This window comes from Thiorhodococcus drewsii AZ1, assembly GCF_000224065.1.
GTDB lineage: Bacteria > Pseudomonadota > Gammaproteobacteria > Chromatiales > Chromatiaceae > Imhoffiella > Imhoffiella drewsii.
This window is the reverse complement of the sequence record NZ_AFWT01000001.1, coordinates 83,410-109,191: the sequence shown is the minus strand read 5'-3', so window position 1 is coordinate 109,191 and position 25,782 is coordinate 83,410. Positions and strand designations below refer to the sequence as shown.

Sequence of the window (25,782 nt, the reverse complement as noted above, 5' to 3'; positions counted from 1 at the left end):
GCCGGTGATTTCCTCCAGACGCCGTTAGGGCAGCCAGAGTTCGAGGCAGCCGCCCGAAAGTTGGTGTCCGTTTTTGAGCTGGATGTATCCCTGATGGTCGGATGTCTTGTGCAGGCTGGCGATCTGGGCCGAGAAATAATGTCCCAACTTGGTGCGGCCGGCGCCCTCTCCTTGTTGCAGCGGGTGGGTTGGGTCCAATCGGCCGATGAATCGTGCCGGGAAGCCCGTTCCGTCGTCCTCGACGCGGATCACCAGGCCGTCGTTCTCGTGATCGGCGCTCAACAGAATACGGCTCTTGGCGTAACGGCGGGCATTGCCGATCGCGTTGTCGAGCACGCTCCTGACGAGTTCGGAGTCGAAGTAGCCGCTCAGGTCCGGGGCGCAAGATTGATCGAGTTGGATGTCGAGCGCGTTGCAGACCGCCTGGTTGTCGGCGATCACCTCATCGAGGAAGTCCTCGAGGTTGTACTCGGCGACATGTACGACCAGTTCGGCGTGGCCTAATTTGTAGAGGGCCAGGAGTTGGATTAGGTTGCTGTTGACGCGACGTGCCTCATCCTGAAGCAACCGGGTTTGACGCGGATCCTTGATGTGGTTTTCCGGGCTGGTGATCAGGTCGTCGAGGTTGTTTAGGATCATCCCCAGCGAGTTTTTGATGTCGTGAATGGATGAGGCGAGGATGTCGGAAAAATCCATCGTGTCTACTCTCCGCTGGCCTTGGGGGCAAGCTGTCTAAGGCGTAGGAGGATGTCTGCCACACGCCAATCTCCGGGTGCAAGCCCCTGTACGCGCTCCACGTAATGACGCACCGCCAGGATGTCCTCGCTGGTGGCGCCGGCTTGCTCCATCTTCATGATGATGGCCTTGGCCACATTGAGGTTGATGGTCTTGTTGGCCGGCATCTCTTCGGCCGCTTCGCGTAGCAGTGTGATGGCGGCATCGAAGTCGCCCTGCTTGATCAGTCGAACGCCCGCGTTGTTGGTCTTGACGACGTGCTGCCGAATTTCGCGGATGGCCTTTTCGGCATCGTATTCTATGCCGGCCTTGCTGCAGATCTGAACGATTTGCGCCAGGCATTCGTGCTCGTCGTGATTGTTGGCGATGGTTTGATGAAGCAGGGCTGCGGCCTTGTCCGTTTCGTCGAGTTCGGAGTAGGTCGTCGCCATTTCGAGGGCGAACAGATGATCCTGGGCGCGCGCTCCAAGATCCTTCATGGCCGCCTCGGCGGCATGCATGGCCTCCTGCGCGCCTTCGGTATCCCCCTGTGAGTGTTTCACCAAGGCCGTCGTGCTGGCGACATAGAAGGCTGCCTCATCGCTGCCTTGGAACTTCTTGCCGATGTCGGCGATGACCTTGAGCGCCTCCGTGTGTTTGTTGTTCGCGGACTTGGATTTCGCCAGTCCGGCGAATAGCGCGGGATGATTCAAGACGGAGTTTTTGGCCAGCGTCACGGCGTGTTCGTAGGCGATTTCGGCCTGCTCGCTGTCGCCGTTTCCAAGTGCCAGGTCGCCGAGAAGCTGCTGGCGTTTAAGCCCGCGCGGCGACAGCTTCACGGCGGTCTGAAGCGTCTTCTCCGCCACCGTGAATTCCTTCAGCGCAGACTGGGTCTTGGCCAGCCAGTCGTAGGCGAGAATGAGATTCGGGTCCTGGGCGATCAGTTGCTCGAAGGTTTCCCGGGCCTGAGGGTAGTCGGTCTTGTAGAACTGAACCTTCCCCAGGCCCAGTCTCGCCCAGGGGATCTCGCGCGCGTCGAGGACCTGGTCGTAGATCTCCTTGGCGTCATCATATCGGCTGGTCGTGATACAGGTCTCGGCCTTGAGCTTCAGAAGCTCGGAGAGGTTCTTGGGGTTGGTGGAGATGAGGCGGTCGAGCTCGGCGATCGCGGCGTTATAGTTTTTGGCCATCAGGGCCTTGTTGACCGTTTGCAGATCGGCCTTGCGTGCGTAGAGTTTCTCCAACCGTTTCTGCAGCAGTTCCTTGGTGAAGGGTTTGGAGAGATAGCTATCGGGGATGTGCTCCACCGCGCCCATCACCATGTCGCGTGTATTTTCAGCCGTGATCATGACGAAAATGGTGTCGACGCCGATCAGCTGACGATAACGCGCTTCTTCGAGGATCTGTTGTCCGTCCTTGCCTGGGCCGAGATTGTAGTCGCAGAGGATGATGTCATAGCGGGTTTTCTGCATCAGATCGATGGCTTCCTTGCCGTCACGCGCCTGGTCGACCTGGGTTGCGCCGATTGAGCGAATAATGCTGCGGATCGCCGCGCGCATATCCGGAAAATCGTCGATGACGAGATAGGTCTTGGATAAAAGTCCTGCTGGCATTCTAGTGTTCTCCACGCCCCTGAGAATGATCGAAGCCGCGCGCTCCTCGCGGGACATGAAGTCGACTCAGTGAGCCGGTCGCACGGCGCGACCGATTCCTCGTGTCAGCATGATACGTCGCGGTCGGCGAGGGTTCTCAGCCTTCCCGTGCGATCGCTCGATACCCAATGTCCCGGCGACAGAAGCAGCCGTCCCAGTGAATCCGATCAACGGCTCTATAGGCTAGCTTATTCGCCTCGTAAACGCCTTGTCCAAGTGCTGTCACGCAGAGTACGCGTCCGCCGTTGGTGACGACCTCATCGCCGTCCAGCGCAGTGCCGGCGTGAAAGACCTTGGCCTCATCCGCTGGAATCGCGTCGAGCCCCGAGATGCGATCGCCCGTCGCATAGTCTTCAGGGTAGCCGCCGGCCGCCATCACGACACCGAGCGCGGCACGTGGATCCCAGTCGGCGGTCGCGGTATCGAGCCGGCCCTCGACCGCAGCGAGGCAGAGTTCGACCAGATCTGATTTGAGCCGTACCAGTAACGGCTGGGTTTCGGGGTCGCCCATTCTGCAGTTGAATTCCAGTACCTTCGGGGTGCCATCCCCGTCAATCATGATGCCGGCGTACAGAAAACCCAAATAACGGATGCCTTCGCTGGCGAGTCCGGCAATGGTTGGCTCCATGACCTCGCGCATGATGCGTGCGTGGATCTCGGGTGTGACGATGGGGGCGGGCGAATAGGCGCCCATGCCTCCGGTATTGGGACCCTGGTCGCCGTCGTCACGTGCCTTGTGGTCCTGAGAGGAGGCCAGCGGCAGGATGTTGCCGCCGTCGACCATGGCGATGAAGCTCGCCTCCTCGCCGGTGAGAAATTCCTCGATCACCACGCGGGCGCCGGCCGTGCCGAAACGGCCCGCGTCAAGCATGTCGCGCACTGCGGCCTCGGCGGTCGCCAGGTCGTCGGCCAGGATGACGCCCTTGCCGGCGGCCAGTCCATCGGCCTTGACCACGACCGGTGCGCCGATCACCCGCAGGTAGTCGAGCGCGGGCTCGATCTCGGTGAAGACCCCGTAGCTTGCGGTCGGAATGCCGTGACGGGTGAGGAAGTCCTTGGTGAATGCCTTCGAGCCTTCGAGCTGTGCGGCGCTCTGCGTGGGGCCGAAGCAGGGTAGGCCGGTCGCCTCGAAAGCATCGACCAGGCCGGCGACCAGCGGGGCCTCGGGGCCGACGATGGTCAGACCGATGGATTCCTCGCGGGCGAAGCGGACGAGCGCCGCAATGTCTGTCGCCGAGATCGGTAGGTTCTGGACTCCGGGCTCGCATGCCGTGCCGCCATTGCCCGGGGCGACGAAGATCTGCTCCGCCAGCGGGGACTGAGCAGCCTTCCAGGCAAGTGCGTGCTCGCGCCCACCGCTGCCAATGATCAAAATCTTCATCGAACGTCTCCAGATTGAATCGTTAGTGTACTTGGAAGAGGGTCGGCATTGCCGATGCCGAATATCGGGAGCCGGCCGCGTCTGGCGGCTGGCGAAAGTCGGGTGCGACAAGGCGCTCCTAGTCGAAGGAGACGAGTCCCCGTCGGCTCGATCGGATGAAGCTCAGAATGTGGTCGGTTTCGGGGCCGGGATAGTCTTGCTCAGCTCGGGCCAACGCCTCGGCCTGTTTCAGGCCCGAACGCAGCACCAGGCGGTAGACCGCCTTGATGCGGCTGCGCTGCTCTTGGGTGAAACCGTTGCGTCTCAGTCCAACGACATTCAGTCCGAGCATGCGCGCGCGGTGCCCATCCACCAGTGCATAGGGCGGTACGTCCTGGGCGACGCCGGTGACCCCGGCCACCATGGCCAGTGAACCGATGCGACAGAACTGATGCACCGCGACCTGCCCCGAGATGAAGGTGCGGTCCTCGACCTCGACATGACCGGCCAGAGTCGCCGTGTTGGCGAAGATGTTGTGATCGCCGACGACGCAGTCATGGCCCGCGTGCGAAAAGGCCATCCAGAAATTGTCGCTGCCGATTCGCGTGCCTTCCTCCGATTTGACGCCGCAGCTGATGTTCACCCCTTCCTTGAAATGATTGCGGTCGCCGATGACCAGCGGGCGCGCCTTCTCGGGCGTGAAGGTCAGGTCCTGCGGTTCGGAGCCGAGCGTCACACCGTGGCAGACCCGGTTGTCGCGGCCCATGCGGGTATTGGCAAAGATGCGCACGCAACTCTCGATGCGGCAGCCCTCGCCGATGACGGCGCCGGACTCGACGATGGAGTAGGGGCCGATGGCGACGCTGGGGTCGACCTCGGCCCCGTCCTCGACGATGGCAGTGGGATGGATGGACATGGGATAGCCTCCAGCTTTCAGCCTTCAGCCTCCAGCGGTGGCTGTCTGGAACCTCGCCACTCTAATGGCTCGACAGCTGGAGGCTGGGGGCTGGAAGCTGACCGCTCTCAATGACGGAAGTGGCGCATTCCGGTGAAGACCATGGTCATGCCGTGCTCGTTGGCGGCGGTGATGACCTCTTCGTCACGCATGGATCCACCGGGCTGGATGACCGCCGTGATGCCGGCCTCCGCTGCCTGGTCGATGCCGTCGCGGAAGGGGAAGAAGGCGTCGGACGCCATCACGGAACCGGCTACCACGAGGCCCGCCTGCTCGGCCTTGATGCGGGCGATGCGCGCGGAGTTGACCCGGCTCATCTGTCCGGCGCCGACGCCGATGGTCATGCGCTCGCGGCCGTAGACGATGGCGTTGGACTTGACGAACTTGGCCACCCGCCAGGTGAAGAGCAGGTCGTCCATCTGCTCGGGCGTCGGCTCGCGCTCGGTCACCACGCGCACGTCACCGGTGAGACGCAGGTCGGCGTCCTGGACCAGGAGACCGCCGTTGACCCGCTTGAAGTCGAAGCGATGGACGGACTCGCTGGACCAGTCGCCGCAGGCGAGCAGACGCACGTTCTTCTTGGCCGCCACGACCTCGCGGGCCGCGTCCGAGATGCTGGGCGCGATGATGACCTCGACGAACTGGCGCTCGACGATGGCGCTTGCGGTCTCGGCGTCGAGCGCGCGGTTGAAGGCGATGATGCCGCCGAAGGCCGATTCGGGATCCGTCGAGTAGGCGCGGTCGTAGGCCTCCAGCAGGTTGGCGCCGAAGGCGACGCCGCAGGGGTTGGCGTGCTTGACGATGACGCAGGCCGGGGCCTCGTCGAACTGCTTGACGCATTCGAGCGCGGCGTCGGTGTCGGCGATGTTGTTGTAGGAGAGTTCCTTGCCCTGGGTCTGCTCGGCGGTCGAGATGCCGGCCTCCTTGATCGCGTGCTCGACATAGAAGGCCGCGTTCTGGTGCGGGTTCTCGCCGTAGCGCATCGACTGCTTGCGCTTGAACTGGAGGCTGAGGACGCGCGGGAAGCCGCTCTCGCTCTCGCCCTCGGCGCGCGCGCCCAGATAGTTGGCGATGGCGCCGTCGTAGCGGGCGGTGTGCTCGAAGACCTTGGCCGCCAGGTCGAAGCGGGTTGCGTCGCTCACGCCGCCCGCGTCGGCCATTTCGGCCAGGACGCGCGGATAGTCCGAGGCGTCGACCACCACGGTCACGCTGGCGTGGTTCTTGGCCGCAGCGCGCAGCAGGGTGGGACCGCCGATGTCGATGTTCTCGATCGCGGTCGGCAGATCGCAATCGGGCTTGGCGACCGTCTGCTCGAAGGGGTAGAGGTTGACCACGACCAGGTCGATCGGCTGGATCTGGTTATCGGCCATCACCTGATCGTCGATGCCGCGACGGCCGAGGATACCGCCGTGGATGCGCGGATGCAGCGTCTTGACGCGTCCGTCCATCATTTCCGGGAAGCCGGTGAAGTCGGAGACCTCGATCACCGGGATGCCCTGGTCGGCGAGCAGACGGGCGGTTCCGCCGGTGGAGAGGATCTCGACGCCACGGGCGGCGAGTTCCTTGGCGAAATCGACCAGGCCGGTCTTGTCGGAAACGCTGATCAGGGCGCGTTGTATGGCTTGCATCTATATGGTCCGGATTCTGTGTGCTTGAAGGGCGGTAACTCGACGCTCAGAGGTCGCGCTCGATCCCGTAGTCGGTGAGCCGCTTGCGCAGGGTGCTGCGCGTCATGCCGAGCATCCGCGAGGCATGACTCAAATTGCCGTTGGTGTGATTGAGGACGGTTTCGAAGAGAGGCCGCTCGACCTCCTCCATGACCAGGCTGTAGAGCCCGGTCGCTTCGTGATCCGCCATGTTTTCGAGATAGAACTTGAGTGCGTTGCGCACGCAGACCCCAAGCGGATCGGCGCGGTTCGCCTCCAGGAGTTGGAGCCCCGTTGATTCGTGTGCCGATGCGTCTTTCGCAGCCGCTGTCTTCATGCTGCTTTCGTCTCCGTGTCGGGGCATTGGTCGAGGAACGCGAGAACCCGAGACAGTTGCTCGGACGGGGTCTCCGTTCGGTTGATGTCGTCTCTAAATTTTGCCGCACCAGGCAGGTGACGGCAGTACCAGGCGATGTGTTTGCGCGCGATGCGCACGCCGCCATGGTGGCCGTAGAACAGATAGAGCGCCTCTAGGTGCTCCCTCAGAATGTCTCTGATCCAGCTGGCGGGCGGGATTCGGTCCGGGCGGTGGATTCCAACATGCGCCGCCTCGGAGGCGTGGCTGTCCGAGGCCAGTTCGGCGGCGATATCGCGGAAGATCCAGGGGCGTCCCTGGGCCGCGCGTCCAATCATGATAGCATCGGCGCCCGTGTAGTCTAGGACGTGTCGTGCCTGTTCGGAGCTCGCGATATCGCCGTTGGCGATCAGCGGGATCGAGACCTGTTCGCGGATGGCTCGGATGCTGTCGTATTCGGCCGCGATCCCATAGGAACAGGCCCGGGTGCGTCCGTGCACCGTGAGCGCGGCGATGCCGCAGTCGCGCGCGATCTCGGCGATACGCACCGCGTTGCGGCTCTCGGGCGACCAGCCGGTGCGGATCTTGAGGGTGACGGGTGCCGACACGGCGCCGACCACAGCCTCCAGGATGTGTCCGACCAACAGCTCGTCGCGCAGCAGCGCCGATCCCGCCGCCACCTTGCAGACCTTCTTCGCCGGGCAGCCCATGTTGATGTCGATGATGTCGGCGCCAAGGTCAAGGTTGACGCGCGCCGCCTCGGCCATCTCGGCAGGATCCGAGCCGACGATCTGGGCCGAGATCGGTCCGTCCTCACCGCTGTAGTCGAGTCGCTTGAGCGACTTGCGCTGGCCCCAGAGCGTGGTGTTGGACGAGACCATTTCGGCCACGGCGAGTCCAGCGCCCATGCGTCGACAGAGCGAGCGGTAGGGGCGGTCGGTGATGCCGGCCATGGGGGCTAGGATCAGATTGTTCGCAAGCCGGTAGGGCCCGATGCTGAACGGACGGATCAGGGGAGATTGGGTTTCGACCACGGCAAACGACGGGCGGCTGGAATGTGTCTCTATGATGACGAATCGGTCGGTCGCGGTCGAGCCGGCTGCGACCGATGGCGAGGGTGCGATGACCGATGTGGTGCCTCGGCGCGGATCAGGTGCGGGGGCGTCGTCCGCAGATCAGCGCCCAATCCTCGCGCAGACGCGGGGGTTCGAGCTGGATCCGCTCTGCGTAGGCGCTGCTGACGGTCTCGATCTGATCGGCGAGGATCCCCGAGAGAACCAGGTCGCCTCCCACGTCCAGGCGCGCGATCAGGGTCGGTGCCAAGCTGACCAGCGGACCGGCGAGAATGTTCGCCAGCACGCAGTCGACCGCCTGTTCGGGCGCCTGTTCCGGAAGATAGACCTCCAGGCGCTCAGAGACGCCGTTGGCGGTCGCGTTGTCGTGGGTGGCGTCCAGTGCCTGCTGGTCGTGGTCGACGGCGATGGCGCGTGCGGCCCCGAGCTTGAGCGCGGCGATGGCCAGAATGCCCGAGCCACAGCCGAAGTCGAGGACGGTTTTGCCGGTGAGATCGGCCCCGTCCAGCCATTCGAGACAGAGCGCCGTGGTGGCGTGGTGTCCGGTGCCGAAGGCCAGTCCGGGATCCAGGTTGACCACCACCGCGTCGTCGGCCTCCGGAGGCTGGCCGTGCGGACAGATCCAGAGACGCCGGCCGAAGCGGGCCGGCTTGAAGGTGTCGAGCCAGACGCGCTCCCACACCTGATCCTCTATCCGCTCGATGCGCGGGGCCGAACCCAGCTGCCCGCCAATGTGCTGCGCCAGCCGCTCGACCAGTGCCTGGTTCTCGGGGTCATTGTCGAACAAGGCCGTGAGGGTCACCTCCGACCAGAGCGGCGTTTCGCCCGGACCCGGTTCCAGCTGCGGTTCGTCGCCCGCGTCCCCGAGGGTGACCGAGAGTGCGCCGGCGATCTCAAGATTGAGCGAGAAGGTTTCCGCTTGGGTGCGCGGGACGTTGAATGAAAGCTGTAACCAGGGCATGTGATCGCCGTTACATCCCGAGCTTCTTTTCGAGATAGTGGATGTTCGCCCCACCGGCGAGGAAGGCGCCGTCGCGCAGGATGGAACGTTGGAGCTTGATGTTGGTATTGATGCCGTCGATCACGGTTTCGCGCAGGGCGTTGCACATGCGCGCGATCGCCGCCTCACGATCCTCGCCGTGGGTGATCAGTTTGCCGATCATGGAGTCGTAGTGGCAGGGGACCGTGTAGCCCGAGTAGATATGGGTCTCGACCCGCACGCCCGGTCCACCCGGCGCATGGAACTCGGTGATTTTGCCCGGACTCGGCATGAATGTCTCGGAGTCTTCGGCGTTGACGCGGCACTCGATGGCGTGACCGCGTAGCTGGATGTCCTGCTGCGTGTAGCGCAACGGCTCGCCGGCTGCGATCAGGATCTGCTCCTTCACGATGTCGACGCCCGTGACCATCTCGGTTACCGGATGCTCGACTTGGACGCGGGTGTTCATCTCGATGAAATAGAAGTGCCCGTTCTCGTAGAGGAACTCGAAGGTGCCTGCGCCGCGATAGCCGATGGCGCGGCAGGCCGCAGCGCAGCGCTCGCCGATCTCGTTGCGTTCCTCTTCGGTGATGCCGGGTGCGGGGGCCTCTTCCAGGACCTTCTGGTGGCGGCGCTGCATGGAGCAGTCGCGCTCGCCCAGGTGAATCGCGTTGCCCATCTGGTCGGCGAGGATCTGGAACTCGATGTGGCGCGGGTTCTCCAGATACTTCTCCATGTAGACCATGTCGTTGTTGAAGGCCGCAGCCGCCTCCGCCTTGGTCAGGGAGATGGCGTTGAGCAGGGTCGCCTCGGAGTGCACCACGCGCATCCCGCGACCGCCGCCGCCGCCGGACGCCTTGATCATGATCGGATAGCCGATCTCGCGCGCCAGTTCCAGGGTGCGTTTCTTGTTGTCGTCGATCGGTCCGTCCGAGCCTGGGACGCAGGGCACGCCGGCCGCCTTCATGGCGGCGATGGCCGAGACCTTGTCGCCCATCATGCGGATGGTGTCGGGCTTGGGGCCGATGAAAATGAATCCGGAGCGCTCGACGCGTTCGGCGAAGTCGGCGTTTTCGGACAAAAAGCCGTAGCCTGGGTGGATCGCGACCGTATCCGTGACCTCGGCCGCACTGATGATGGCCGGGACATTCAGATAGCTCTGAAGGGCGGCCGCCGGTCCGATGCAGACGGATTCATCCGCCAGCAGCACGTGTTTCAGGTCGCGGTCGGCTTCGGAGTGGACAGCGACGGTTTTGATCCCGAGTTCGCGGCAGGCGCGCAGGATACGCAGCGCGATCTCGCCCCGATTGGCGATCAGAACCTTCTCGATCATTGCAGCCATGATGGGAATGTCTTCTGTTGGGGACGGCGGATTCGACCGGAACCGTGCCAGATGCGGCGCGGTTTCGGTCGGGCGCGGTAACGCGGGTTCCGATCCGAGTGGAATCGGAATCCGGTGGTCATTCGATGATGAACAGCGGCTGGTTGTATTCGACCGGCTGACCGTTATCGACCAGGATGCGTTTGACCGTGCCCGAGTGCTCGCACTCGATCTGGTTGAGGATCTTCATGGCCTCGATGATGCAGAGCGTATCGCCGGCCTTGACCGCATGCCCTTCCTCGACGAACGGCTTGGAGCCGGGCGCAGGTGCGCGATAGAAGGTGCCGACCATGGGTGAGCGCACGATGTCGCCGCTGAGCTCTTCATCTTCTTCATCGGCGGCAACAGGGGCCGCCGCAGACGTTGGCGCGACGGGGGCCGCAGCGGCCCCTGCCGCCATGGGCTGAGGCATGTAGACGGGCATGGAGGCGCTGCCGTGGCGGCTGATGCGCACGGATTCCTCACCCTCGTGGATCTCGATCTCGGCGACGTCGGATTGCTCCAACAGCTCGATCAACTTCTTAACCTTGCGGATATCCATTGTCAGTTGTTCTCGTTCTTAGTGCCTTGCGCCAGTCGGCTGAGCGCGGCGCGCAATGCCAGTGCGTATCCCTCGGCCCCGAGCCCGCAGATCACGCCCACCGCGATATCGGAAAAATAGGAGTGGGCGCGAAATGGCTCGCGGGCGTGCACGTTCGACAGGTGCACCTCAATGAAGGGGATCGCCACGGCAAGCAGGGCGTCGCGCAAAGCGACGCTGGTGTGGGTGAAGGCCGCCGGATTGATGATGATGAAATCTACCCCGCGCTGCTGGGCGCGATGGACCGCCTCGATCAGGATGTGCTCGGCGTTGCTCTGTATGAATTCGAGTTCATGCCCCTCGGACCGTGCGGTCGACTCCAGAAGATGCTGGATGTCCGCCAAGGTCGCGTGACCATAGTGTCCCGGTTCCCGGGTGCCGAGCAAATTGAGGTTGGGTCCGTTGAGGACCAGGATCGAGGCCATGGCGCCTATTGTCTTCCAGACGATGTCGATTTCGTGGGCTTGCCGGTCCGGTCGGAATCGGCGGTAAATCGCATCGAATTGTGCTGATTTCCCCAGAAATTGTCCAGTCGTAGAGTGAGAGTCGATCCGGCGCCGATTGACTGACCCCAGCGGTCGGTCAACCGGGGGTCGTTGATGCGCGATCGCTATCTACCCGGAAATCGCCTCAGTCGGTGCGGGTCGAGCGCCGGGCGGATGGGACGACGAGGGCCGCGAGTTGTGTCTGCAGCTCGGTTTCGTTCATGGGGCCGAGCTGGCTGAAAACCTTGCGGCCACGGTGGTCGAAGATAACGGTGTAGGGCAGTCCCTCAAGCCGGTTTCCAAGCCGTTTGGAGAGCTCGATCGCCTCGGGATCGGCGATGAGCAGAGGATAGTTGATGGGGTGCTCCGCGACGAAATCTCGGACGTCCTGAGGTTGGTCTGCCGTGATACCGACGAACTGAACTCCCGAGTCTTTGAGTGCCTTCTGGGTGCTGACGAAGAGCGGCAGTTCCTTCAGGCAGGAAGGGCACCAGGTGGCCCAGTAGTTGAGGACCAGCACCTTCCCTGCCCAGGCGTTGCTCGGGACCTCACGTCCATCGAGGTCTGGCAGACGGAAGTCGGGTAGTGTTTCGAGACGGTTGCGGCTGTGATCCGCGAGCCCCTCGACCAGCGGAGTTTCGCCCAACCATTTCTGCCCGAAGATGGCTGTACCGATGCTGATGCCGCCGGCGAGGACAGTCACGAGAACGACCTTGATCGGCTTCATGGCTGGATCCTTTTGAGATGCTTGGCGAAATCCTCGGCAGGCTTGAAACCGACCAGTCTCATGTTGGCCTGCTCGGTCCCGCTGGGATCGAAGAAGAGGATGGCCGGCGGTCCGGGAATGCCGAATCGCTCCTGCATCAGGGCGCGATCGGCTGGGTCGTTGGCGGTCACGTCCGCCTGCAATAGGTTGAAGCGCGCCATCTCGGCCGTCACGGCCGGATCGCTGAAGGTATAGCGCTCCATCTCCTTACAGGAGACGCACCAGTCGGCGTAGAAGTCCAGCATGGTTGGACGGCCCGCTGACTGTGCCTCGGCCAGTGCCCGCTCCAGGTCGTCCGTGGTCTTGATGCGCTGGAATAGGGCGTGCTCGGCGACCTGTGCGGGCATTCCCGTCATGAGTCCGCGCAGCGGTTGCAAGGTGTCCTTGCCACCGGCGGCGGCGCCGACCAGCATGAGTGTGCCGTAGACGAGCAGGGTGATGCCGAGCCCCTTCCAGAGTTTGCTCCAGCCGCTGCTGTCGGGCGGCAGTTGGCTGAGCGCGCCGAGATAGACCGCCGAGCAGATGGCTAGCAGACCCCAGAGCACCATGGCGATGGCGGGCGCCAGGATGCGCTCGAGCAGCAGGATGGCGACCCCGAGCAGGGCGACCCCGAAGATCGCCTTGACCGCGTCCATCCAGACTCCGGCGCGCGGCAGCAGCTTGCCGGCCGAGGTGCCGATGACGATGAGCGGCGCGCCCATGCCCAGGCTGAGCGCGAACAAGGCGAGTCCGCCGAGCAGCGCGTCGCCGGTCTGGCTGATGTAGATGAGCGCGCCGAACAGCGGGGGTGCCACGCAAGGGCCGACGATGAGCGCCGAGAGCAGGCCCATGATGGCGACCCCGATGAGGGTGCCCCCCTGCTGGCGATTGCTGAGCGCGGCCAGTCGGGTCTGCAGGCTCGACGGCAACTGCAGATCGTAGAAGCCGAACATGGACAGCGCCAGCAGCACGAACACCAGGGCGAAGGCGGAGAGGATCCAGGGGTTCTGGAACAGTGCTTGGAGGTTGGCGCCGAACAGCCCGGCTAGAACGCCCGCGAGCGTGTAGGTCAGGGCCATCGCCAGGACATAGACCAGCGACAAGATAAAGGCCTTGCGGGTGGTGATCTGTGCCCCCTGACCGGCGATGATGCCCGAGAGGATGGGGATCATGGGAAAGATGCAGGGCGTGAAGGCGAGCAGCAGTCCAAAGCCGAAAAAGGCGGCGATGATGACCCAGAGACTGCCTTCGGCAAGGACGGCGGCGATCCGGTCCTGCTCAGCGACCGGCAGGCTGTCGGTCGGTTCGGGCACGCTGGATGCGGCTGTGCGAGTGGTGGCGGTTGGCGCCGATGCCGTCGTGCTGGCTGCTGGCAGTTCGAGGCGTACCCGCTGGGTCTGGGGCGGATAGCAGACGCCGAGTTCGGCGCAGCCTTGATACTTGACGACCAGGGTGATCTCGGTCGGCTCGGGCGTATCGCGCAACAGAGGCAGCGTCAGGTCGATGCGATCGTGGTAGACCTGGATGTCGCCCAGGCTTCCGTCCGGTAGCACGGCGTCTCGTTTGGTCTCGCCTTGCGGTAGCTCGAAGGCCCCGAGTCGGACGCCGTCCTCGTCTTCCAGGGCGACCTGGATCAGATGTCGATAGAGATAGGTGCCGGGGGCGATGTCCCAGGTCAGTTGCAGCCGGTCGGGCGCGGCGACCTCGGCCTGGAAGCGGAATGCCTCCTCGACGGTCGGCAGCGCGTCTTCACGCGCGACGCCGAATGCGTCGTTCAGCCCGAGAGCGCTGGCGGCCAAGGGCTTGGTCGTCTGGGCAGGGGCGGGGGGCTGCTGCGTGGTGTGCGCCTTGGTCATGGGCGGTAGCTCGACCGAGAGCGTCTGGCGATGCGGCGGATAACAGAGCCCCGCCTCCGCGCACCCCTGCGAGATCAGCTTGAGGTCGAGTCGATTCCCTGCGCCCGGATCGCGTGTGACCGGGACTCGAACGCTGAGCGTTTCGTGATAGATGGGAACGGCGCCGAAGAACTCGTCCTGCTTGATCTCGGCCTCCGGAAGCTGCGGCTGGCCCAGCGCGATGCCGACCGTGTCGGTGTCGACGCGGAATTTGCTCTGGTAGAGGTAGTAGCCTTCGGCAATGTCCCAACGGATCAGGACGGCATCCGGTCCGTCCGCCTGGGCCGAGACCTTGAACGCCTGGTCGGGCTGAAGGAACTCTTCGTCGGCGAGTGCGGTTCGCGCCAGCATCGATGCCATCAGCGCCACGGTCAGCAGCAGGACCGGAATCCAGTTCCTGATGTGGGCCCAGGCGGGCAGGTGGGCTGACGCCTGAGTGTCGGAATGTCTGCGGCGTGCGTTCAGGGTGTTGTGCATGAATCTACCCAGCTCAGATAGTCGGAGAGTCCTTCCGTGATCGGGATGGCGATGATCTCGGGTACCTCGTAGGGATGCAACTCGCGCAGCCGTGCGGTCAGCTCCGCGACCCGCACGGAGGAGGTCTTGATGAGCATCTGCGTTTCGGTGTCCTGCTGAATCGTGTCCTCCCAGCGGTAGACGGAGGTGACGCCGGGAAGCAGGCTGACGCAGGCGGCGAGCCGTTCCTCGACCAGTCGCTCGGCCAGTGTCCGCGCTGTTTCCGGGTCGGGACAGGTGCAGAGCATCAGGCGATGTCGTGAGTGCATGGGCCGTGAGCCTCCTTCGAGTCGCTGTCGGTGGGCGCTGGATTGCCGCCTGTTCGGATGAGTCGAGAATCGACCAGGGCTTTGATGGCGATCACCGCGAGAGGTTTCGTTGTGAGACGGCCCTTGGACTTTATCAGGTCGGATGGGTATGGTTCGGCTCAATCATGCATCGGGTCGACCCCGATCTCCGTCACCGAGGGTTGGGAACGGTTTCGGACGGATCGACTCTGAAGGAACGGCGGCCTCCACGGCCGAATCTATCGTTTAGAGAGACATTCATGCCGCTCATCATCTTAGCCTTGTTCATCGGTCTGCCGCTGATCGAACTCTATTTCCTGATCCAGGTCGGCGGCGAAATCGGGGCGCTGCCCACGATCGCGCTGTCAATCCTCACCGCCATCATCGGCACCTGGCTGGTGCGTCTCCAGGGCTTCGGTCTGTTGCTGCGCGTGCGCGACATGATGGACCGGGGCGAGGTGCCGGCGCTCGAGGTCATGGACGGCGCACTCATTCTGGCCGCCGGTCTCTTCCTCTTGCTGCCGGGCTTTATGACCGACGCCCTCGGCTTCCTTCTGCTCGTACCGCCTTTGCGTCGCTGGGTGGTCGCTCGTTTCGTTCGAGTGGCTCCCGCCTCGCGCTATCCCGGACAGGGTCCCGATCGGGGGCCGCGCGTCATCGAGGGCGATTATCGCCGCGAGGACTGACGTTTCGCGGCTGATGCACGTGGAGCCGTCGAGTGTGGACGGCTCCCTCGTCTTGTTTGCACGGCGGTTTTCCGTCGACGTCGCTGTCGGTGGGGGCTCTTGGCGCGTGCCGAGCCGTCGTTCCTTCCCTACTTCCCTTGCCGGTTTCTGCAAGTCCCTCGACCTGTCCGTCGACTCAAGCCTTGACACCTGAAGATTTCGCTCTACCATTAGCACTCGTTTCAGGTGAGTGCTAACAAGGTCGGGCTGCGAAGTCTTTAAAATCTTGGGCACCCATACCAACCACTTCTCAACGCTACGAGGAGATCCAACATGAATATCCGTCCTTTGCATGATCGCGTCGTCGTCCGTCGCATGGAAGAGGAGCGCACGACCGCTGCTGGCATCGTGATCCCCGATTCGGCAACCGAGAAGCCGATTCAGGGCGAGATCATTGCCGTCGGCAAGGGCAAGATCCTTGAGAGCGGCGAAGCCCGTCCCCTCGACGTCAAGGTCGGCGATCGCGTCCTGTTCGGAAAGTATTCCGGCACCGAGGTCAAGCTCGACGGCCAGGAATTCCTGGTCATGCGCGAAGAAGACATCATGGGTGTCGTCGAGGGCTGAAGCCCTCCGCCCGGTCTGACATTCACCGACCCACTGATAACGAATCCAATCGAGGAATTTAGAGAATGAGCGCAAAAGACGTGAAGTTCGGCGGCGATGCCCGTGCCCGTATGATGGAGGGCGTCAACGTCCTCGCCAACGCCGTTAAGGTTACCCTGGGTCCCAAGGGCCGCAACGTGGTGCTGGAGAAGTCCTTCGGCGCGCCGACCGTCACCAAGGACGGCGTCTCCGTCGCGAAGGAAATCGAACTCAAGGACAAGTTCGAGAACATGGGCGCCCAGATGGTCAAGGAAGTCGCCTCCAAGACCTCCGACATCGCCGGTGACGGTACCACCACCGCGACCGTTCTGGCTCAGGCCATGGTGCGCGAGGGTCTGAAGGCGGTCGCCGCCGGCATGAACCCGATGGACCTCAAGCGCGGCATGGACAAGGCCGTCGAGGCCGCCACCGCAGAGCTGCGTAAGCTCTCCAAGCCTTGCACCGAGAGCAAGGCGATCGCCCAGGTCGGTACCATCTCCGCCAACTCGGACGACTCGATCGGCAACATCATCGCCGAGGCGATGGGGAAGGTCGGCAAGGAAGGCGTCATCACCGTTGAAGATGGCACCTCTCTGCAAAACGAGCTGGACGTCGTCGAGGGTATGCAGTTCGATCGCGGCTACCTCTCGCCCTACTTCATCAACAACCAGCAGAGCCAGAGCGCCGAGCTCGAAGCTCCGTACATCCTGCTGTTCGACAAGAAGATCTCGAACATCCGTGATCTGCTCCCCGTGCTCGAGGCCGTCGCCAAGGCCGGCAAGCCGCTGCTGATCATCGCTGAGGACGTCGAGGGCGAGGCCCTGGCGACCCTGGTCGTCAACACCATCCGCGGTATCGTCAAGGTGTGCGCCGTCAAGGCTCCTGGCTTCGGCGACCGTCGCAAGGCCATGCTGCAGGACATCGCTATCCTGACCGGCGCCACCGTCATCTCCGAGGAAGTCGGTCTGTCGCTGGAGAAGGCGACCCTCAACGATCTGGGTACCGCCAAGAAGGTTCAGGTCGGCAAGGACGAGACCACCATCATCGATGGCGCCGGCTCCGAGCAGGACATCCAGGCTCGTTGCGAGCAGGTCCGCGCCCAGGTCGAGGAGACCAGCTCCGACTACGATCGTGAGAAGCTGCAAGAGCGTCTGGCCAAGCTGGCTGGCGGTGTTGCCGTCATCAAGGTTGGCGCAGCCACCGAGATCGAGATGAAGGAGAAGAAGGCACGCGTCGAGGACGCACTGCACGCGACCCGCGCCGCAGTCGAGGAAGGCATCGTCCCCGGTGGTGGTGTTGCCCTGGTGCGCGCCATCGCTGCCGTCAAGGACCTCACGGGTTCCAACCACGATCAGGACGTCGGCATCGCGATCGCCCGTCGCGCGATGGAAGAGCCGCTGCGTCAGATCGTCTCCAACGCCGGCGAAGAGCCGTCCGTCATCATGCACAAGGTGTCCTCCGAGGGTACCGGCAACTACGGCTACAATGCCGCCAACGGCGAGTATGGCGACATGGTCGAGATGGGTATCCTGGATCCGACCAAGGTGACCCGCTCCGCGCTGCAGAACGCCGCTTCGGTTGCTGGTCTCATGATCACCACCGAGGCCATGATCGCTGATGAGCCCAAGGAAGACGCCCCGGCAATGCCGGGCGGCGATATGGGCGGCATGGGCGGCATGGGCGGCATGGGCATGATGTAAGCCCAGGTCTCTCGGCCTGAAGTCGAAAAGCCCCGCCTCGGCGGGGCTTTTTTGTTTGAATGTCGACGGCGATCGATCGCTTCGAGCCTTCTCCTCGACTCGGGAGTCTTCGTCCGAACCCTATAATCGCTCGATCGAGATTCCTTATCGATATCCACCGTGCAGTCATGCCGCGAGGAGGCGTCTTGGATTGCTCCGCCTTGAATGCCGAGTTCGGCATCCCCGATACGCTACGCTTCGTCGAAGGGCGGGGTGGTTTGACGATGATCGAAATCGCCAACCCGTTGGCGACGGCGACGCTCACGACCCAGGGTGGTCAGCTGTTGGCCTATCGTCCGAGGACGGCGAGGAACGATCTGCTGTTTGTCGGCGAGCGCGCCCATCGCACTCCTGGGCTGGAGATCAAGGGCGGTGTTCCCATTTGCTGGCCCTGGTTCGGTCGCGATCCGGCGGATCCCGAACGGGTCATTCATGGGTTCGCCCGTCTATTCGAGTGGTCGCCGACGCTCTGCGAGACATGCGCGGATGGATCGACCCGGGTCCGGATGCGGCTCGTCTCGGACGCGCGGACGCGCTCGGCTTGGCCGCATGACTTCGCGCTGGAGGTGGAGATCCGGGTTGGGGCGACGCTCTCGGTCGCGCTGACCACACACAATCTCGACGCCTCGGTGTTGCACGTCACCCAGGGGCTGCATGCCTATTTCCGGATCGGCGATCTGGCGCGGCTGCGGGTCGAGGGCCTGGACGGCTGTTCCTACCTGGACTATGCCGCCGATGCTCGGGAGCGGGTTGTCGTTCAGGCCGGCGATCTGGGTGTGACGGGCGAGGTCAATCGCATCTATGAGTCGGTGCCATCGCGTCTGAGCATCCTGGATCCCGGGCTCGGGCGGCGCATCTGGATCCAGGGGCACAACAGCCGTACCTGCGTGGTCTGGAATCCCTGGATCGAATCGGCGCGCGCCATGGAGGACCTGGACGATGACGACTACAGACGGTTTATCTGTGTCGAGACGGTCAATGCGGCGTCCGAGGTGATCGCGATTCCACCCGAGGGCGCCTTCACCCTGGCCGCCGACTACCGCATTGAGGAGCTCTGAAGATGTCCAGTAACGAGACCAATCCAGTCGATCCGATGATGGAATCCCATTGGCGCGATTGGCTGGCTTGGGCCGATGAGAATGGCGTCATGGTGTCCGCAGACGGTGACTTCGCTCGAATCCGTGAGCGGGTGTGGGATGCGAGCGAGTACGTCGCCGTCTCGGTGCAGCGTCATCCCGATGAATTCGCCGAGCTGATCGCGAGTGGCGATCTGGCGCGCTCCTATGGGGCGGGCGATCTGGATGCGCGTCTGGCGGCGGCTCTGGCCGAGGTCGAGGGTGAGCCCGCGCTGCACAAGGCGCTGCGGCTGTTCCGGCGTCGCGAGATGGTTCGCATCATCTGGCGCGACATCGGTCAGCTGGCGCCGCTCGCCGAAACCCTGGAGGATCTGTCCGAGCTGGCCGATGTCTGCATCCGTCGCACACTGGATCTGCTCCACGACTGGACCTGTGCCGAGCTTGGAACCCCGCGCGATCCAGAGGGGCGGGCGCTGCGGATGGTCGTGCTGGGCATGGGCAAATTGGGCGCGCGCGAACTCAATCTCAGCTCGGATATCGATCTCATCTTCGCCTTCGCTCATGGCGGCGAGGTCGAGGGTGGTCCGCGTGTCTTGAGCAACGAGCAGTTCTTCGTGCGGTTGGGCCAGCGTCTGGTCCAGGCGCTGGCGACCAAGACCATCGACGGTTTCGTTTTCCGCGTCGATACGCGTCTGCGCCCGTTCGGTGAGGTCGGTCCGCTGGCCATGAGCTTCCAGGCGATGGAGGATTACTACCAGTCTCAGGCGCGCGAGTGGGAACGCTACGCCATGATCAAGGCGCGTCCGGTGGCGGGCGATCCGGACGATGTGGACGCCCTGATGGGGATGCTGCGGCCCTTCGTCTATCGTCGCTATCTGGATTTCGGAGCCTTCGAATCCTTGCGCGATCTCAAGCAGATGATCGTCAAGGAACTCAATCGGCGCGGCATGGAGGGCAACATCAAGCTCGGGCCGGGCGGCATCCGCGAGATCGAGTTCATCGGTCAGGCGTTCCAGCTGGTACGCGGCGGTCGCGACCCCGATCTCCAGGTGCGCCCCATCCTCCAGGTGCTCGCCTTGCTGGCGGAGCGTGAGCTGATGCCGGCCGAGGCGGTCGTCGAACTCGATACGGCCTATGGTTTTCTGCGTCTGGTCGAGAACCGCCTCCAGGCCCATCGCGACAAGCAGACCCATACGCTGCCGGAGGACGATCAGGGGCGGGCGCGTCTTGCGCGTTCCATGGGATTCTCCGACTGGGCCGCGTTCGCGGTGGTCCTGGAGGAGCATCGCCGTGTGGTGCAGGGGCATTTCGATCATGTCTTCGCCGCGCCCGTCCAGGAGCCGGACAGAGGCGGTTCCGCCTGGGTGGCGCTCTGGAACGGCGATCAGGACGAGATGCGGGAGCTGTCGATTCTGGAGGACGCCGGATTCGTCGACCCGGCGGCGGCGCGTACCCGGATCGAGCACTTCCGCGACGGCACGGCGCGCAAGGGCTTGAGCAGTCGCGGCCGCGATCGTCTCGCCCAGCTGATGCCGCAGGTGCTGCGGATCGTCGCCGGATGCGATCTGCCCGATGCCGCGCTGGGTCGCGTGCTGCTGGTGCTGGAGGCGGTGGCGCGCCGGACCGCCTATCTGGCCATGATGATCGAGCATCCCAGCATCCTCTCGCAGCTCGCGCGTCTCGCCAGCATGAGCCCCTGGTTCACCGACAAGATCCAGCATCATCCGTTGCTGCTCGACGAACTGATCGACCCACGCCGTCTCTACGCGCCACTGCGCCGCGATGAGCTGGAGTCCGAACTCGATGCCTTGCTCGCGCATGTCGACTCGGAGGATCTGGAGCAGCAGATGGAGCGTCTGCATCAGTTCGCCCAGGGCAACATGCTGCGGGTGGCGGCGGCCGATCTGACCGAGGTCATTCCGCTGATGGTGGTGAGCGACTATCTCACCGAGATTGCCGAGGTGGCGGTCGGGCGTGTGTTGGAGCAGGCCTATGCGCACCTGAGCGTCCGCCACGGCCATCCGACGTCCATCCTGGGCGAGACAACGGGGTTCCTGGTTTTGGGTTACGGCAAGCTCGGCGGGATCGAGCTGGGCTATGGGTCCGATCTGGATCTGGTGTTCCTGCATGGTACCGAGTCGATCAATGCTATGACCGACGGGCAAAAGGAGATCAGCAACGAGCAGTTCTATGCCCGGCTCGGTCAGCGCATGATTCACATGATGACCACCCAAACGGCCTCTGGGGCCCTTTACGAGGTCGACATGCGTCTGCGTCCCGACGGCGCCAAGGGCATGCTGGTGCGCTCGATCGGATCATTCGCCGCCTATCAGGAGTCGGAGGCCTGGACCTGGGAGCATCAGGCGCTGATCCGAGCGCGTCCGGTGGCGGGGGATCCGGCGCTGATGCGGCGCTTCGCCGAGGTGCGTCGCGCGATCCTCTGTCGCGAGCGCGACCCGGAGCGGCTGCGTATCGAGGTGCGCGACATGCGTGCCAAGATGCGCGCCAATCTCGACAAGACCCGCGACGGCCGTTTCGACCTGAAACAGGGCGCTGGAGGTATTGCGGACATCGAGTTTATGGTTCAATACGCTGTCCTGCGTTGGGCGGCGGCGTACCCAGCGCTTGTGGACTGGACCGACAATATCCGTTTGTTGGAGACACTGGCGCAGCTCGATCTGTTGCCGGGTCAGTCCGCCGAAGATCTCGCTGAGGCTTACAAGGCACTGCGCGCGGCCTATCATCGGGGCGCGCTGCAGGAGCAGCCCAAGACCATCCCCGTCGACCAACTGCTGGCCGAACGCGAGCGGGTTCGAACCCTATGGCATGATCTGATGGAAGACGGATCGGTACTGGACGCGTGACTGCGCCGCAGAACCTCTCGAAATTATCGAGCCCGAGAGTGACTCGGGCAAAGTGGAGTTGAACAATGGCGACGATGGCTGACCGTGACGGCCTCATCTGGCTGGACGGTGAAATGGTGCCCTGGCGTGAAGCCAAGACCCACGTACTCACCCACACCCTGCATTATGGCATGGGCGTCTTCGAGGGAGTCCGGGCGTACCAGACGCCGAAGGGCGCGGCCATCTTCCGCTTGCAGGAGCATACCGATCGCCTCTTCAATTCGGCGCACATTCTGGGCATGCCCATGCCTTGGGACCGCGAGACCCTGAACCAGGCCCAGTGTGCCGTGGTGCGCGAGAACGGTCTCGAGTCGGCCTACATTCGTCCCATGTGCTTCTACGGTGCCGAAGGCATGGGGCTGCGCGCGGACAACCTGAACGTCCACTGCATGGTGGCGGCCTGGTCCTGGGGCTCCTATCTGGGCGAGGAAAACATGCGGAACGGTATCCGCATCAAGGTGTCCTCTTTCACCCGTCATCATGTGAACATCACCATGTGTCGGGCCAAGGCCAACGGCAATTACATGAACTCCATGCTGGCGCTCCAAGAGGCGCAGCGCGATGGCTATGACGAGGCGTTGTTGCTCGATGCCTCTGGATACGTGATGGAAGGCAGTGGCGAGAACGTGTTCATCGTGCGCGACGGCGTTCTCTACACCCCGGACCTGACCTCGGCGCTGGACGGCATTACCCGTCGAACCGTGATGACGCTGTGCGAGGAGTTGGGCCTGAAGGTAGTCGAGCGGCGTATTACGCGCGACGAGGTCTATATCGCGGACGAGGCCTTCTTTACTGGAACGGCCGCCGAGGTGACGCCGATCCGAGAGATCGACGGTCGGGCGATCGGCGCTGGTACCCGTGGTCCCATCACCGAGCGCTTGCAGACCCTCTATTTCGATCAGGTCCACGGCCGGCGCGATCAGCATCCGGAGTGGCTGGCGCTGGTCTGACGCCATGCCGAATCGTGGGATGTGCCCTGTTCCGCGACTGATACCTCCGGGATGCCGAATCGACGCCGTTCGCCGCATGCGGCCGGCGCCGGTTCCGCTCGGGGGTTCGACCATCAGCACACACGAGGGAGATCCAAGACCATGACCAATCCAGCCATTGCCACGCAGTCCGAGCAGTCGCCGATCCAGGTCGCCCGCAAGGATCTGCCGTTGTCCTGTCCACGGCCCGATGCGCCTGTGTGGAACATGCATCCGCGTGTCTATCTGCCGATCGAGGATGAGGTCGACCAGACCTGCGTGTGCCCCTATTGCGGGGCACGGTATCAGCTGGTCGACTGAGCCTCCGTCATTCGGCTCAGGCTGCGGCGCGTTTCTCGCGCCGTTTCAGCCAGACCTCCAATCCCTGTGAATTGAGCTCGGTGTCGAGCGTCAAGAGTTCGCGAATCCGTGCGTTCTCGTAGTCGACGCCGTGCGCCTGTGCGCCCTTGATCAGATACTGGGTGATGGCCGTCTTGAGCCGCTCCTTGCGTTCGGGGTCGCCCCGACCCTCCTCGACGAGCGCCAAGCTCGCCAGATCGCGGATGCTCTGACGCAGATTGTCCACCAGAGCAGCCGGGTTCTTGACCGGGCCATAGTGGGTCAGGTACATCGCCTGAGGTTGGAAGGCCATCAGTTTGTCGAGGCTTGCCATCCAGGCGTCTGGATCGAAGGCGACCGGGGTTGCCGGTGCGAACATCCAGGGTCCCTTGGCGGTTTCGAATTCGCGATAGGCGATGCCGAAGGTGTCTCCGGTGAAGAACCCCTGCGTGACCGAGTCTAGGATGCAGCCGTGATGATTGGCATGTCCCGGGGTGTCGACGAAGGTCAGGGTGCGGCTTCCGAGCGCGAAGGTCTGGCCGTCCTCGGCGGCGATCACCCGTTCCTCGGGTACCGGGATCAGCGTTCCATAGTCCTTTTTGAAGCCGTCCTCGCCATAGACTGCGGTCGCCCCGGCGATCAGCTTGCTGGGATCCACCATGTGCCGGACCCCATTGGGGTGCACGACCAAGCGGGCGTTCGGACAGGCCGCCATCAGGCGTCCCGCGCCTCCGGCGTGGTCCAGGTGCACATGAGTTGGGATCACATAGTCGACGTGCTCGGGTGTTAGCCCGATCGCGGCGACGACGCCCAATAGGCCCGGGGCCGTGTGGTCCGTGCCTGTGTCGACGAAGGCCAGTCGATCCTCCGAACGTATGAGATAGCAGGCCGCGAGACCGTGCCGGTAGAGACCGGTCTCGATGCAATAGATGCCGTCGGCGATCTGCTCGAAAGGTGCGTGCTGCATGACGATGGCTCCAAGGCGTGTGGGCGATGCGATGCGATCGCCCTGAGGTCATCCGAAATGGGCCGGCCAGTCTAAACGAAGAATGGGGGCGGCGGCATTTTCCGGCGGCGTTTGAGAGTGACTCCCGGCTAGAAGGTTCCTTGGTCGCGCAAACCCGACGTTTTCATTTTGCTATTTTCCGGATTGCTTCTAGGCTTCAATCTTGAGGATTGAGAATGCGGTCGGCAGCCGTCGCGCTCGATCCCATCCCGCCGCAGTTCCAACAATAAGCAGATACAGTTAGGAGGAAACCCATCATGAGCAGCCTCGGGCTCGCCTATCGTCCCGTTTTTTCTCGTGTTTCTAGATCCGCTCGCATCGGTCTGGATCATCCCTGGCAATGGCTTGCCAAGGGATGGCGCGATCTCAAGTCGGCTCCCGTCTACAGTCTGACCTATGGCGCTGGGATCGTGCTGCTCAGTATCGCGCTGACCTCGGTCATGGTCCTGGGGCATCTGACCTTTCTGGTGCCGTTCCTGGCCGCTGGGTTCTTCCTGGTCGCTCCACTGCTGGCGATCGGTCTCTATCGCATGAGCGCGAACCTGGAGTGCGGGCAACCGCTGACGCGTTGTCAGGCGCTGGACGCCTTCAGGCGCAATCAGGGGCAGTTGGGGATGCTGATGGGGATCCAGTTCCTGATTCTTCAGACCTGGATGCTGGTTTCGGTCGTACTGGTGCTCATGCTCTATGACGACACCTTCCCGACCTTGGACGATCTCTTTCCCGCGCTCTTCCTCTCGGGTGAGCACAATCTCATCCTGCTGGCGGTGACCCTGCTCGGGGCACTGTTCGCAGCAGGCGTCTTTTGCATCAGCGCTATCACCGTCCCCATGCTGATCGACCGTCGGGTCGATGTGCTGACCGCGATGCGTAAGAGCGTCGAGGTCGTGCGCGAGAACTGGGCGGCGATGCTGTTGTGGGCGAGCCTGATCGTGCTGATCGTGGGTGCCGGGCTCGTTACCTTCTATTTGGGTCTGTTCGTCGCCGTTCCGCTGGTTGGGCACGCCACCTGGCACGCCTACCGGGATCTGGTCCCGAGCGACTGACCAAGTGGAATTAGAACCGCAAAGGCGCGAAGGGCGCAAAGGGGAGTCATTGATATTCTTCGCGTTCTTTGCGCCTTTGCGGTGCAGATATTCCGAATCGTCCGACTCGACATCAGTCCGGATCGAAGCGGTAGCCGAGCAACTCGATGTCGCGGGCGAAGTGCTGGGCGACCAGTTCGGCGGTCGCGTTATTGTAATAGCCCCGATAGTCCTGCTTGCGGTCCTTGGCCTGACGCGCGTGGGGTAGGGCGGGTGGCTGGATGCCGATGCGTGCGCAGGCGGTCTCGAAATCCTGATGCAGATTCTCGTAGCGGCCGATGAAGTCGACCAGAATGCGTCCGCGCAGATCGATCAGATAGTCGGTTTGCAGGGTGATGGAGGTGTCGATGTGGTACTGGTAGGGACGCTTGGGATCCAGCTTCCAGCGCAGGAAATCCTCGAAGGTTTCCCGTCCGCCGAGATAATGCGGGCGCTCGCGCCGGATGTGGTGGAAGGAGCTGACCTGTAGGTCCCAGGGATTGCGCACGAAGGCGAACTTGAACAGGCCGTCGAAGTAGTCCTTGGGCAGCAGTTCCTGGGCGGCGATGATCTTGGCGTGACGCGGCAGCTTGGTTCCGAGGCGATGTCCGCTCAGATGGCTGAACCGGCTGCAGAGAAACATGGGGTAGTACCAGGGATCGCGCCAACGCATCCCTTCGAGCGCCTTGCGGACGCTGGTGCCGCCGGTTTTGGCGATGTGGACGAACAGAAATTGGTGTTTGGGTGACAGCAGCAT

General features: G+C 63.3%; 24 protein-coding genes. 8 read left to right on the top strand and 16 right to left on the bottom strand.

The window, feature by feature from the left end:
- Positions 1-24: 24 nt before the first annotated feature.
- The 14 genes from THIDRDRAFT_RS00480 to cutA form a co-directional block, all read right to left on the bottom strand.
- Positions 25-696: a sensor histidine kinase gene (locus THIDRDRAFT_RS00480; RefSeq protein ID WP_007038809.1), complete on the bottom strand. Its 672-nt coding sequence runs from the start codon at positions 694-696 to the stop codon at positions 25-27.
- A 5-nt stretch (positions 697-701) separates the two neighbouring features.
- Positions 702-2,327, bottom strand: coding sequence for a tetratricopeptide repeat-containing response regulator (locus tag THIDRDRAFT_RS00475; protein ID WP_040843510.1), 1,626 nt, complete (start codon positions 2,325-2,327; stop codon positions 702-704).
- Between the two features lie 136 nt (positions 2,328-2,463).
- The gene (gene purD, locus THIDRDRAFT_RS00470; RefSeq protein WP_007038807.1) at positions 2,464-3,747 is read right to left on the bottom strand and encodes a phosphoribosylamine--glycine ligase; all 1,284 of its coding nucleotides are present in this window, start codon (positions 3,745-3,747) and stop codon (positions 2,464-2,466) included.
- A gap of 118 nt (positions 3,748-3,865) precedes the next feature.
- Positions 3,866-4,642: an acyl-ACP--UDP-N-acetylglucosamine O-acyltransferase gene (gene lpxA / locus THIDRDRAFT_RS00465; protein WP_007038806.1), complete on the bottom strand. Its 777-nt coding sequence runs from the start codon at positions 4,640-4,642 to the stop codon at positions 3,866-3,868.
- Between the two features lie 107 nt (positions 4,643-4,749).
- Positions 4,750-6,309, bottom strand: a complete 1,560-nt coding sequence (gene purH / locus THIDRDRAFT_RS00460) for a bifunctional phosphoribosylaminoimidazolecarboxamide formyltransferase/IMP cyclohydrolase (RefSeq protein ID WP_007038805.1) — start codon at positions 6,307-6,309, stop codon at positions 4,750-4,752.
- 46 nt (positions 6,310-6,355) lie between these two features.
- Positions 6,356-6,664: a helix-turn-helix domain-containing protein gene (locus THIDRDRAFT_RS00455; protein WP_007038804.1), complete on the bottom strand. Its 309-nt coding sequence runs from the start codon at positions 6,662-6,664 to the stop codon at positions 6,356-6,358.
- Positions 6,661-7,716 carry a tRNA dihydrouridine synthase DusB gene (gene dusB / locus THIDRDRAFT_RS00450; RefSeq protein WP_007038803.1) on the bottom strand — a complete coding sequence of 352 codons (1,056 nt, stop codon included), beginning with the start codon at positions 7,714-7,716 and terminating at the stop codon, positions 6,661-6,663. The genes THIDRDRAFT_RS00455 and dusB overlap by 4 nt, the downstream gene beginning before the upstream one ends.
- Before the next feature lie 115 nt (positions 7,717-7,831).
- The gene (gene prmA / locus THIDRDRAFT_RS00445; RefSeq protein WP_007038802.1) at positions 7,832-8,716 is read right to left on the bottom strand and encodes a 50S ribosomal protein L11 methyltransferase; all 885 of its coding nucleotides are present in this window, start codon (positions 8,714-8,716) and stop codon (positions 7,832-7,834) included.
- A gap of 10 nt (positions 8,717-8,726) precedes the next feature.
- Complete coding sequence (gene accC, locus THIDRDRAFT_RS00440) at positions 8,727-10,067, bottom strand: acetyl-CoA carboxylase biotin carboxylase subunit (protein ID WP_007038801.1); 1,341 nt, start codon at positions 10,065-10,067, stop codon at positions 8,727-8,729.
- 127 nt (positions 10,068-10,194) lie between these two features.
- Complete coding sequence (gene accB, locus THIDRDRAFT_RS00435) at positions 10,195-10,656, bottom strand: acetyl-CoA carboxylase biotin carboxyl carrier protein (protein ID WP_007038800.1); 462 nt, start codon at positions 10,654-10,656, stop codon at positions 10,195-10,197.
- Between the two features lie 2 nt (positions 10,657-10,658).
- Entirely contained in the window at positions 10,659-11,120 is a 462-nt protein-coding gene (aroQ, locus tag THIDRDRAFT_RS00430) for a type II 3-dehydroquinate dehydratase (RefSeq protein ID WP_007038799.1), read from the bottom strand.
- Between the two features lie 205 nt (positions 11,121-11,325).
- The gene (locus tag THIDRDRAFT_RS00425; RefSeq protein WP_007038798.1) at positions 11,326-11,907 is read right to left on the bottom strand and encodes a TlpA family protein disulfide reductase; all 582 of its coding nucleotides are present in this window, start codon (positions 11,905-11,907) and stop codon (positions 11,326-11,328) included.
- Positions 11,904-14,297: a protein-disulfide reductase DsbD gene (dsbD, locus tag THIDRDRAFT_RS00420; RefSeq protein WP_007038797.1), complete on the bottom strand. Its 2,394-nt coding sequence runs from the start codon at positions 14,295-14,297 to the stop codon at positions 11,904-11,906. The genes THIDRDRAFT_RS00425 and dsbD overlap by 4 nt, the downstream gene beginning before the upstream one ends.
- Complete coding sequence (gene cutA / locus THIDRDRAFT_RS00415; RefSeq protein ID WP_007038796.1) at positions 14,282-14,605, bottom strand: divalent-cation tolerance protein CutA; 324 nt, start codon at positions 14,603-14,605, stop codon at positions 14,282-14,284. Before cutA ends, dsbD begins: the two co-directional genes overlap by 16 nt.
- A gap of 278 nt (positions 14,606-14,883) precedes the next feature.
- Between cutA and THIDRDRAFT_RS00410 the strand changes: the two genes are divergently transcribed.
- The 7 genes from THIDRDRAFT_RS00410 to THIDRDRAFT_RS00380 all read left to right on the top strand — a co-directional run bounded on the left by THIDRDRAFT_RS00410 (position 14,884) and on the right by THIDRDRAFT_RS00380 (position 22,937).
- Entirely contained in the window at positions 14,884-15,309 is a 426-nt protein-coding gene (locus THIDRDRAFT_RS00410; RefSeq protein ID WP_007038795.1) for an FxsA family protein, read from the top strand.
- Positions 15,310-15,621: 312 nt separating this feature from the next.
- Positions 15,622-15,912 (top strand): co-chaperone GroES, encoded by a 291-nt coding sequence (gene groES / locus THIDRDRAFT_RS00405; RefSeq protein WP_007038794.1) that lies wholly within the window; start codon positions 15,622-15,624, stop codon positions 15,910-15,912.
- A gap of 65 nt (positions 15,913-15,977) precedes the next feature.
- Positions 15,978-17,630, top strand: a complete 1,653-nt coding sequence (groL, locus tag THIDRDRAFT_RS00400) for a chaperonin GroEL (protein WP_007038793.1) — start codon at positions 15,978-15,980, stop codon at positions 17,628-17,630.
- A gap of 185 nt (positions 17,631-17,815) precedes the next feature.
- Entirely contained in the window at positions 17,816-18,727 is a 912-nt protein-coding gene (locus THIDRDRAFT_RS00395) for a D-hexose-6-phosphate mutarotase (RefSeq protein WP_007038792.1), read from the top strand.
- 2 nt (positions 18,728-18,729) lie between these two features.
- Positions 18,730-21,609, top strand: a complete 2,880-nt coding sequence (glnE, locus tag THIDRDRAFT_RS00390) for a bifunctional [glutamate--ammonia ligase]-adenylyl-L-tyrosine phosphorylase/[glutamate--ammonia-ligase] adenylyltransferase (protein WP_007038791.1) — start codon at positions 18,730-18,732, stop codon at positions 21,607-21,609.
- A gap of 65 nt (positions 21,610-21,674) precedes the next feature.
- Positions 21,675-22,598, top strand: a complete 924-nt coding sequence (locus THIDRDRAFT_RS00385) for a branched-chain amino acid transaminase (protein ID WP_007038790.1) — start codon at positions 21,675-21,677, stop codon at positions 22,596-22,598.
- 141 nt (positions 22,599-22,739) lie between these two features.
- On the top strand, positions 22,740-22,937 hold the full coding sequence (locus THIDRDRAFT_RS00380; RefSeq protein WP_007038789.1) for a zinc-finger domain-containing protein: 198 nt from the start codon (positions 22,740-22,742) through the stop codon (positions 22,935-22,937).
- 16 nt (positions 22,938-22,953) lie between these two features.
- Here the strand turns inward: THIDRDRAFT_RS00380 and THIDRDRAFT_RS00375 are convergent, their stop codons facing one another.
- On the bottom strand, positions 22,954-23,922 hold the full coding sequence (locus tag THIDRDRAFT_RS00375; protein ID WP_007038788.1) for an MBL fold metallo-hydrolase: 969 nt from the start codon (positions 23,920-23,922) through the stop codon (positions 22,954-22,956).
- A 296-nt stretch (positions 23,923-24,218) separates the two neighbouring features.
- Here THIDRDRAFT_RS00375 and THIDRDRAFT_RS00370 point away from each other — a divergent pair, with 296 nt between their 5' ends.
- Positions 24,219-25,007 carry a DUF2189 domain-containing protein gene (locus tag THIDRDRAFT_RS00370; protein ID WP_007038787.1) on the top strand — a complete coding sequence of 263 codons (789 nt, stop codon included), beginning with the start codon at positions 24,219-24,221 and terminating at the stop codon, positions 25,005-25,007.
- A 112-nt stretch (positions 25,008-25,119) separates the two neighbouring features.
- Here the strand turns inward: THIDRDRAFT_RS00370 and THIDRDRAFT_RS00365 are convergent, their stop codons facing one another.
- Entirely contained in the window at positions 25,120-25,782 is a 663-nt protein-coding gene (locus THIDRDRAFT_RS00365) for a sulfotransferase family 2 domain-containing protein (RefSeq protein ID WP_007038786.1), read from the bottom strand.